The sequence below is a fragment of the Thermocrispum agreste DSM 44070 genome (assembly GCF_000427905.1).
GTDB classification, from domain to species: Bacteria; Actinomycetota; Actinomycetes; order Mycobacteriales; family Pseudonocardiaceae; genus Thermocrispum; species Thermocrispum agreste.
On the sequence record NZ_ATYX01000015.1, the window covers coordinates 1 to 6,491 of the forward strand.

General features: G+C 66.4%; 10 protein-coding genes and 1 pseudogene. All 11 read right to left on the minus strand.

Translation table 11 applies throughout. From position 1 onward, the window contains the following. On the minus strand, positions 1-1,045 hold a 1,045-nt coding region (locus tag YWY_RS0110260; protein ID WP_028847528.1), incomplete at its 3' end, for a tyrosine-type recombinase/integrase. Then, a complete protein-coding gene (locus YWY_RS24295; RefSeq protein ID WP_169725239.1) occupies positions 1,045-1,218 on the minus strand; it encodes a hypothetical protein in 174 nt (57 codons plus the stop codon). The genes YWY_RS24295 and YWY_RS0110260, both read right to left, overlap by 1 nt. Further along, a complete protein-coding gene (locus YWY_RS0110270; RefSeq protein ID WP_028847529.1) occupies positions 1,218-1,400 on the minus strand; it encodes a helix-turn-helix domain-containing protein in 183 nt (60 codons plus the stop codon). Before YWY_RS0110270 ends, YWY_RS24295 begins: the two co-directional genes overlap by 1 nt. Further along, entirely contained in the window at positions 1,384-2,739 is a 1,356-nt protein-coding gene (locus tag YWY_RS0110275; RefSeq protein ID WP_028847530.1) for a replication initiator, read from the minus strand. Before YWY_RS0110275 ends, YWY_RS0110270 begins: the two co-directional genes overlap by 17 nt. A gap of 76 nt (positions 2,740-2,815) precedes the next feature. Further along, on the minus strand, positions 2,816-3,058 hold the full coding sequence (locus YWY_RS0110280) for a hypothetical protein (protein WP_028847531.1): 243 nt from the start codon (positions 3,056-3,058) through the stop codon (positions 2,816-2,818). 566 nt (positions 3,059-3,624) lie between these two features. Then, complete coding sequence (locus YWY_RS21375; protein ID WP_156899188.1) at positions 3,625-4,962, minus strand: FtsK/SpoIIIE domain-containing protein; 1,338 nt, start codon at positions 4,960-4,962, stop codon at positions 3,625-3,627. A gap of 182 nt (positions 4,963-5,144) precedes the next feature. Next, positions 5,145-5,324: a hypothetical protein gene (locus YWY_RS0110295; RefSeq protein ID WP_028847533.1), complete on the minus strand. Its 180-nt coding sequence runs from the start codon at positions 5,322-5,324 to the stop codon at positions 5,145-5,147. 3 nt (positions 5,325-5,327) lie between these two features. Beyond that, positions 5,328-5,591 carry a hypothetical protein gene (locus YWY_RS0110300; protein ID WP_156899189.1) on the minus strand — a complete coding sequence of 88 codons (264 nt, stop codon included), beginning with the start codon at positions 5,589-5,591 and terminating at the stop codon, positions 5,328-5,330. A gap of 19 nt (positions 5,592-5,610) precedes the next feature. Beyond that, a complete protein-coding gene (locus YWY_RS24095) occupies positions 5,611-5,769 on the minus strand; it encodes a hypothetical protein (RefSeq protein WP_156899190.1) in 159 nt (52 codons plus the stop codon). Positions 5,770-5,930: 161 nt separating this feature from the next. Next, positions 5,931-6,077: a hypothetical protein gene (locus YWY_RS24100; protein WP_156899191.1), complete on the minus strand. Its 147-nt coding sequence runs from the start codon at positions 6,075-6,077 to the stop codon at positions 5,931-5,933. 202 nt (positions 6,078-6,279) lie between these two features. Then, a pseudogene (locus YWY_RS24425) lies at positions 6,280-6,491 on the minus strand (hypothetical protein); the annotation flags it as partial.

Here is a 6,491-nt window from a genome sequence, read left to right on the forward strand (position 1 = left end):
CGGCGATCTGTCGTGCGGTCAGCCCGGCCTCATCGAGGTGGGTGGCGACCAGGTGGCGGAAGGCGTGCGGGTGCAGCCCCTCCCAGGGGGTGCCCTTGACCGCCATCCGGAGCTGCTTGCGGGTGTTGTCCGGATCGCGCAGCGTGCCCGTGGTCGAGGGGAACACCCACGAGCTGGTGCCGGCCGCCGCCCGGCGGCGCAGGACCTCCCCCGCCCAGGCCGGGAGCTTCAGGGTGCGCATCCCGGCGGTGGACTTGGTGTGCGGCTGCACGATCAGCCCGCTGCCCGGCACGCGGATCACCGTGCCCTCGATGCGGATCGTGCCGGCGTCGAGGTCAACCCGGCTCCAGTCCAACGCCAGCAGCTCGCCGATCCGGCAGCCGGTCGCGGCCAGCAGGTCGACGAGGTCGACCAGGTCGTGCTGCCGCTCGGGAGGCAGGGAGCGCAGGTGCTCGCGGAGCTTGGGCAGCTCCTCGGCCGACAGCACCGGCCCGGCCTTCTGCCCGGGGGCCTTCTTGCCGCCGGCGGTGAGCCCCGGGACGTTGCGGATCGGGTTGCTCTTGATGGCCTCGTGCCGAAGCGCCAGGTCGAAGATCCCCGTGAGCACCACCCGGGCGTGCTTGGCGCTGCCCAGCCCCGTGTTGTCCCGGATCGCCCGCAGCACCCGATCCGCGATCCCCACGGTGACCTCACCGACTTGGAGATTGCCGACCGCCGAGGCCAGATCCCGTTCCCACGCCTGGCGGTAGGTCTCCTTGGTGCGCAGTGCCTTGTCTGACTCCTGAAGATCCCGCAGCCACAGCGCCGCCACCGCCGCGACCTTCGACCGGCTGGTGATCTCCTCACTGCTACCAGCCCGGGTACGGTCCCGCAGGGCCTCCTTGAGCCTGTTCTCCGCGTCGGCCTTGCTCCTGCCGATCCGCTCGACTGGGCGTGTCACCCCGTCGTAGTCGCGGTAGTTGGTGCGAGCCCGGACCCGCCTGGGGCCCAGCTTGTACACCCGGATCTTGCCGTGCGTGCCGAGCGGCAGCGGTGGCCGAGGCATCAGCGCACCTCCTTCGGCTCCGGTGGTAGGGCGGCGTCCAGGTAGAGCCGGCCCTGCTCGGTGGCGCCGCGGTTGGGGTAGATGTCGCTGACCCGGTGCACGGTGAGCACCTGGGCCAGCACGGCAGCGGCGCGGGTGAGTTCGGTCGGGGTGCCCATGAGCCGGATCTGCATCAGGCCACCGCCTTCTTGACCTGCTCGGCCACCCACTGCATGACGTCCTCAGGGCGGTACCGCACGTACTTGCCCATCCGGCAGCCGGGTGGCCCGTAGCCTTTGGTGCGCCATTGGTAGAGGGTGTTGACGGGGATGCCGAGGATGTCCGAGAGGTCCTCGACGCTAAGCAGCTTGGGCATGGTCGTTGTCCTTTCGGTGTTTGAGTGCTCGGTGTTGGCGGATGCGGGTGGCGATGGCGGCGGCTAGCTCGCGTTCGGCTTCGTTGGTGTAGCCGACACCGTCGAAGCGCCAGTCGTTGATGACGAGGACGTCGTTGGGGTCGAGTTCGGCGGCTGCGAGGTTGGTGGCCAGTCGCCAGGTTCGGCGGGCGGCGCGAAGTTGGCCGAAGGTGACGGAGTAGCGCCGGGATTTGGTGAGGAAGTGGCCGCGGAAGCCCAGCATGTGTGCCCAGCGGCGCAGGTTGAGATCGGCGTAGTTGTCGAGGCTGCCGAGGTCCCAAGCGGTCTGGATGATGCGCCGGTGGTGGTCGGACACGTCGAGGTAGTCGATGTCTTCTTGGCTGCGGATGGGTCGATCGGCGGCTTCGCTTTTGCCGGTGCCTTTGGTGGCGTATTTGGCAACGTATCCGGCGAGCGCTGCTTCACTGATCGACCCGTCCGGCCCTTCAACCCGTTGAACGGTGGTGGGGTTGACTCGGCGGATGTCGACCTGTTCGCCCCACGCCAGGTCCAGGGCCTGCCCGTCGGGCCGGTGGGTGGTGATGGTGACCGAGGCGGCGGCTGCTCGGATAGCCGCATCCAGCACGTCGAGGGTGGCCCACCCGGGTGTGGGGTCAGCTGGTCCGTCCGGCCCGTCGAGACGGATGACGGCGTGGAAGTGCACCAGTCCGCGCCGCTGGTATTCGGCGACCTTGCCGTAGGACAAGCGCAGGTACTCGCCAACCTCTCGAACTCGGATGCCAGCGGCTTTGGCGAGTTCGCGGCGCAGCCGCTGGGTGAAGCGCGCCCAGAGCTGGCCGGCATGGGCTTGCCAGAGGACGGCGCCGACGTAGTCGTAGGTGTGGGGATCGACGGGCGTGCCGATGATCGGGTTTGCCGGGTGGTGGTACTGGCCGCACCCGGTGCAGGGCATCGAGCGGCCCCGACGTGATGTGCGGACGTTGTGCACGGCACCGAACGATGGTGCGGTGAGGGTGACGAAGGCACGGGGTTTGTCGGTGACGCTGGTGGGGATGCCTTTGCTGCCACCAGCCAGCCCGGCGCGGATGAGGTGGAAAGCGTCGGCGGCGTAGCGGTCGGCGCAGGTGGGGCAGACACTTTCCCGGCGGTTGCCGCACGCGACGAAGACGTCGCCCTCCGCGTGGTAGATCGGTGTGCCGGTGGATTTGTGTTCCAGTCGGTGGGTGCCGGTCAGGCGGATGGGTTTGGCGCATCCGCCAACGGATTCGACTTTGTGGCGCCAGTGGATGTAGTCGGCCCGCTGCACACGGGCGGCGATGTGATCATCGAGCGTCAGCATGGGGTGGTGACCTTTCACCGAAGGGGCTGGCCACCCCGCGCATGGATCGGCCGGGGTGACCAGCCGATCCAGACATTCACTTGCGTTTGAGCGGGTGTAGCGCGCACCAGCGGGCAAGCTGGGTCCGTCCTTTTGCGGTGAGCGCTAGTGGCGTGACGGGACGGCGTATCGCCCCGTGCAGACAGGCGAGGGTGTCTCGCTTGCTGCCGCACCGGATGAGCCCGGCCGCGATGAGGTGGTGCACGAGGTCGTCATCGACGGCCTTACGGACTCGGTCGGGCTCGGTGAACACCATGACGAAGTCGGTGTCGTCCAACATCCCGTAGCGACCGTCACGAACCTCGGATAGCACCTCGATGGCCGCGTCGGGTGTGTGCCGCCGAGGCCGTGGTGTGCGACTCGCGGTGGGGCACGTCGACGGCTGGGGTGGTATCTGTTGTGCCGTTCCGAATAGAGCGAGCTGTTCGTGGTTCATCGTCGTAGCCCCCTGACTTGTCGACCGAGGGTGCCGCCGAGTTCGCGTCGGGCAAGGTCGCCCAGGACGAACCCGGTCCCTAGCGAAATCCCCAGCAGGAACAGCGCAACGATGCGGAACTCGGTGCCCGCCCCATAGACGCGGTGCACTGCCCATAGCAGCAGCGCGGTAGGGATGAGCACGCGCAGCCACACCCATGCCCGCCAGAACTTGAATCCGAGACGCCACATGGCTATTCGCTCCCTTCGTTAGTAGGTTGTTCGCCGGTCCCGTCACAGGCAGGGCATGGCGTGCTCAGGTGCCCTAGCTCGGGGTATGGCTGGTAGAACTCGGCTGGATCGAATCCAGAGCCGCCGCACGCGTCGCACACTCCGTCGGGCAGCTCCGGCGGCTGCTGCGTGGTCCGCATGTCAGGCCGCCCCCCGCAAGGTGACGACCTCGCCCGGCTGCTCGGCCTGTTGGCCGGGGCGGAGGAACTGGATCAGTTCGTCGATCTCGTCGTCAGAGACGTACGCGGCCCGCACTCGCTGGGGTGCGCGGGTGCGCTGGCGGATGACATAGCCGATTCCGGCGGTGTCCGGGGTGTTGGGAATCTCGTCGGCCAGCGCTCCGCGCTCGCGGGCACCCTCGCCAAGGACCATGTCCACGTGCGAAGCACTCGTTACGCGCAGGCACACTCGCGAGGTGAACAGGTCACGCATCGGCACGATGTCCTTGGAGGGCTCCTGCACGAACCCCCACAAGACATGCCCGGTGGCGCGGCCCTGCGACCCGATCAACGCCATCGGTTTCCGCAGCTCCCGCGCCGAATCCCCGTAGGCGAGCAACGCGCCAAGTTCGTCGGCGATGAGGACGTTCAGCGGCGTTTCCCGGCTCGGGGTGAACGCTCGCTTGCCCTGCTCTGCGGTCGCGTGCTGGACGCGTTCCATGTCCTGTCGAAACGCATGAAACAGATCGACCGCGTCGTCGGTGTTGTTGGCGTAGCCATGAGCCACCGGCTGCAGAGCAGCGAACTCGGTTTGTTTCGGATCGGCCACCCACAGCCGCACGATCCCGTCGCGGATCAGCGGGGCCATCGCGCGCATCTTCGACCACGCAAGGGAGTTCTTACCCGCCCCGGACGCGCCCGCGACGAGCTCGTGCTGACCAAGGACCGGCACACGCCAGTCTCCACCTTGCTCGGTCTCTCCCACATACACCGAGGTGAGGTCCACCGCGTCGGGGTCGTGCACCATCTCCGGGGCGTCGATGACTTCGGTGAACGGTTCACGCCGCTCAATGATCAGCGCGATAACCCGGGGTTTGATGCGTTCGATCGCGATGCGCTGAACGTTCAACGCGACCGCCAACTCCGGAAGTTGTTGTTCCCACTGGCGGGCGTGCTGGCCGGGCACGAGCTTGACGTAGACCGTGTCGACGTTCGGGGAGTAGGCGCGGACCCGCAGCACGCGCGGCACCAGCAGCTCACCGGTCTTGCGGTGCTGCCGCACCAGCTCGCAATCCTGCAAAGCGTGCGACCAGCGCGGACCGATGTAGCTGGTCCAGCGGCGGCGCCACCCGCGCAGCAACGGCGCGGCAAGCGTGTCGAAAGTCGCCGGGTGCGCCCGGTACCAGGCGGCCATGCCCAGCACGGCACCGCCGAGGATGCCGCCAGTCGGCGCGTAGCCAAGTTCGATCGTGCTCGCCGCGACCCCGCCCGGTAGCGCGATCGCGCCGGGATGCCGAGCTGCCCAGGCAGCCGCTTTCATCTCCCGGCCCATCCGTCGCTTCGTGGTGGTCGTGGGTTGAGTAGTTGTGCGAAGCATCGGTTGTTGTCCCCTTCTTCCAGTGCGTGGAAAGGGGGGCGACCGGCCCACGCCCCTCATCGCAGAAGGGCTCGGGCCGGTCGCTACCCCAACTCGTGCTGTGTTCACTTGTCGCCGGATAGGCGCTAATTCAGGGCGATGCGGGAGTCCTCCAAACCCACCACCAGCCGCGCCACGGCGATAGCTGTCTCGTCGTGCTGCCTGCGGAAGCCGTGCTTGTTCACCGGCACACCGCGCATCGCGCGCTTCAAACGGCGCATCGACGCCGAGATACCGTCGAGAATTCGGTCCAGCTGAACGGACATCGGTCACAGCCTCCATTCGCGAGAAATTAGTTCTGCCTCGTGGTTCTTCGCGACCTTGCGTAACTCGCTGATCTGGTCCATCGCCTTCTTCTGGAAGGAGCGCAGCTCCTGCGCCGTGCACGCCACCCAGCTGCCCTGGGACTTCTTCCGGTCCAGGCGCTTGATGTGCTGGTCGCACTCAATCAGCGCCAACATCACCTCGTCGGTCGCTGACAAAAAGTCGCGGTAGCGCTCCATCGCTACCTTGTTCACAATCGCGTTAATCACATCGACACCCTTCGTAATCTCAGACCTTGATGAGCCCCTTGGCCGATTCCAGATCGGCCACCAGGAATCGGACAGCGTTACCAACTGCCACCATCGCTTCGCGGTTAACCTCCGCACGCTTCTCGAAATCGATGAGCGCCGAATAGGCGGCGCGAATGATGTTGTCGATGCACTCCATGAGCCCCTACCCCTTCCGTAACACTGTCTGCGCAAACTCCAAACCAGCACAAAATCCGTCGCGATATCCCGCCGGTGCGTGCGCGTCGTTCGCGAACTCCCGTCGAGCGCGCTCGAGGCGCTGGACGTAGCGCCTGCGCAACCGTCGACCATTCACCCTGCTCATCTCTTCGCCTTCTCCTTCCCGCCAGCCGCGATAAGCACTGCGACGCTGGCCGCGATCGTCGCCACCCCTCCCACCGGGGAGGCGACCACAAGCGCCCATAGCAACACGGCAACAATCGGCCAGAACAGCAAATCAACGATCATTTCGACAACCTCCCGAACAGACTGTGGTGAGACCCCAAAATCCCCAAGGAGAACTTGGGAATTAAGGCGCGCCACCACAGCTGGCGCGTGTTTTAGGCATAGATCGGCCCACTCTGGAATTGTCAAACTGCAAATTTGCGCCCTCGCCCGACTCGAAACGGGCCGCCAACCTCACGCGATTTGGGGAGGGCTAGAAGATCCGCTAGGCCGCTTTGCTCGCCTTATCCGCAGCTGACGCAGCGCTACCCGAACCCGCAGGCGGCTTCGTGGCAACGGGACGCGCCGCGGGCTTCAATCCGTCGGCCTTCCACCAGATCCCCGCGTTCGAGATCCGGCCGTCGTCATCTCGCATCTCAAAGGTGTTGATCACCGGGTTGATGAGCTCCACGAACGTCCCCAGATCAAAGCCCTCAC

What these genes read in the sequence shown, in the direction of transcription:
- YWY_RS0110295 (WP_028847533.1), bottom strand. Translation starts at nt 5,324, where the DNA reads ATGTCCGTTCAGCTGGACCGAATTCTCGACGGTATCTCGGCGTCGATG.
- YWY_RS21375 (WP_156899188.1), bottom strand. Translation starts at nt 4,962, where the DNA reads ATGAAAGCGGCTGCCTGGGCAGCTCGGCATCCCGGCGCGATCGCGCTA.
- YWY_RS24295 (WP_169725239.1), bottom strand. Translation starts at nt 1,218, where the DNA reads ATGCAGATCCGGCTCATGGGCACCCCGACCGAACTCACCCGCGCCGCT.
- YWY_RS24100 (WP_156899191.1), bottom strand. Translation starts at nt 6,077, where the DNA reads ATGATCGTTGATTTGCTGTTCTGGCCGATTGTTGCCGTGTTGCTATGG.
- YWY_RS0110280 (WP_028847531.1), bottom strand. Translation starts at nt 3,058, where the DNA reads ATGTTGGACGACACCGACTTCGTCATGGTGTTCACCGAGCCCGACCGA.
- YWY_RS0110275 (WP_028847530.1), bottom strand. Translation starts at nt 2,739, where the DNA reads ATGCTGACGCTCGATGATCACATCGCCGCCCGTGTGCAGCGGGCCGAC.
- YWY_RS0110270 (WP_028847529.1), bottom strand. Translation starts at nt 1,400, where the DNA reads ATGCCCAAGCTGCTTAGCGTCGAGGACCTCTCGGACATCCTCGGCATC.
- YWY_RS24095 (WP_156899190.1), bottom strand. Translation starts at nt 5,769, where the DNA reads ATGGAGTGCATCGACAACATCATTCGCGCCGCCTATTCGGCGCTCATC.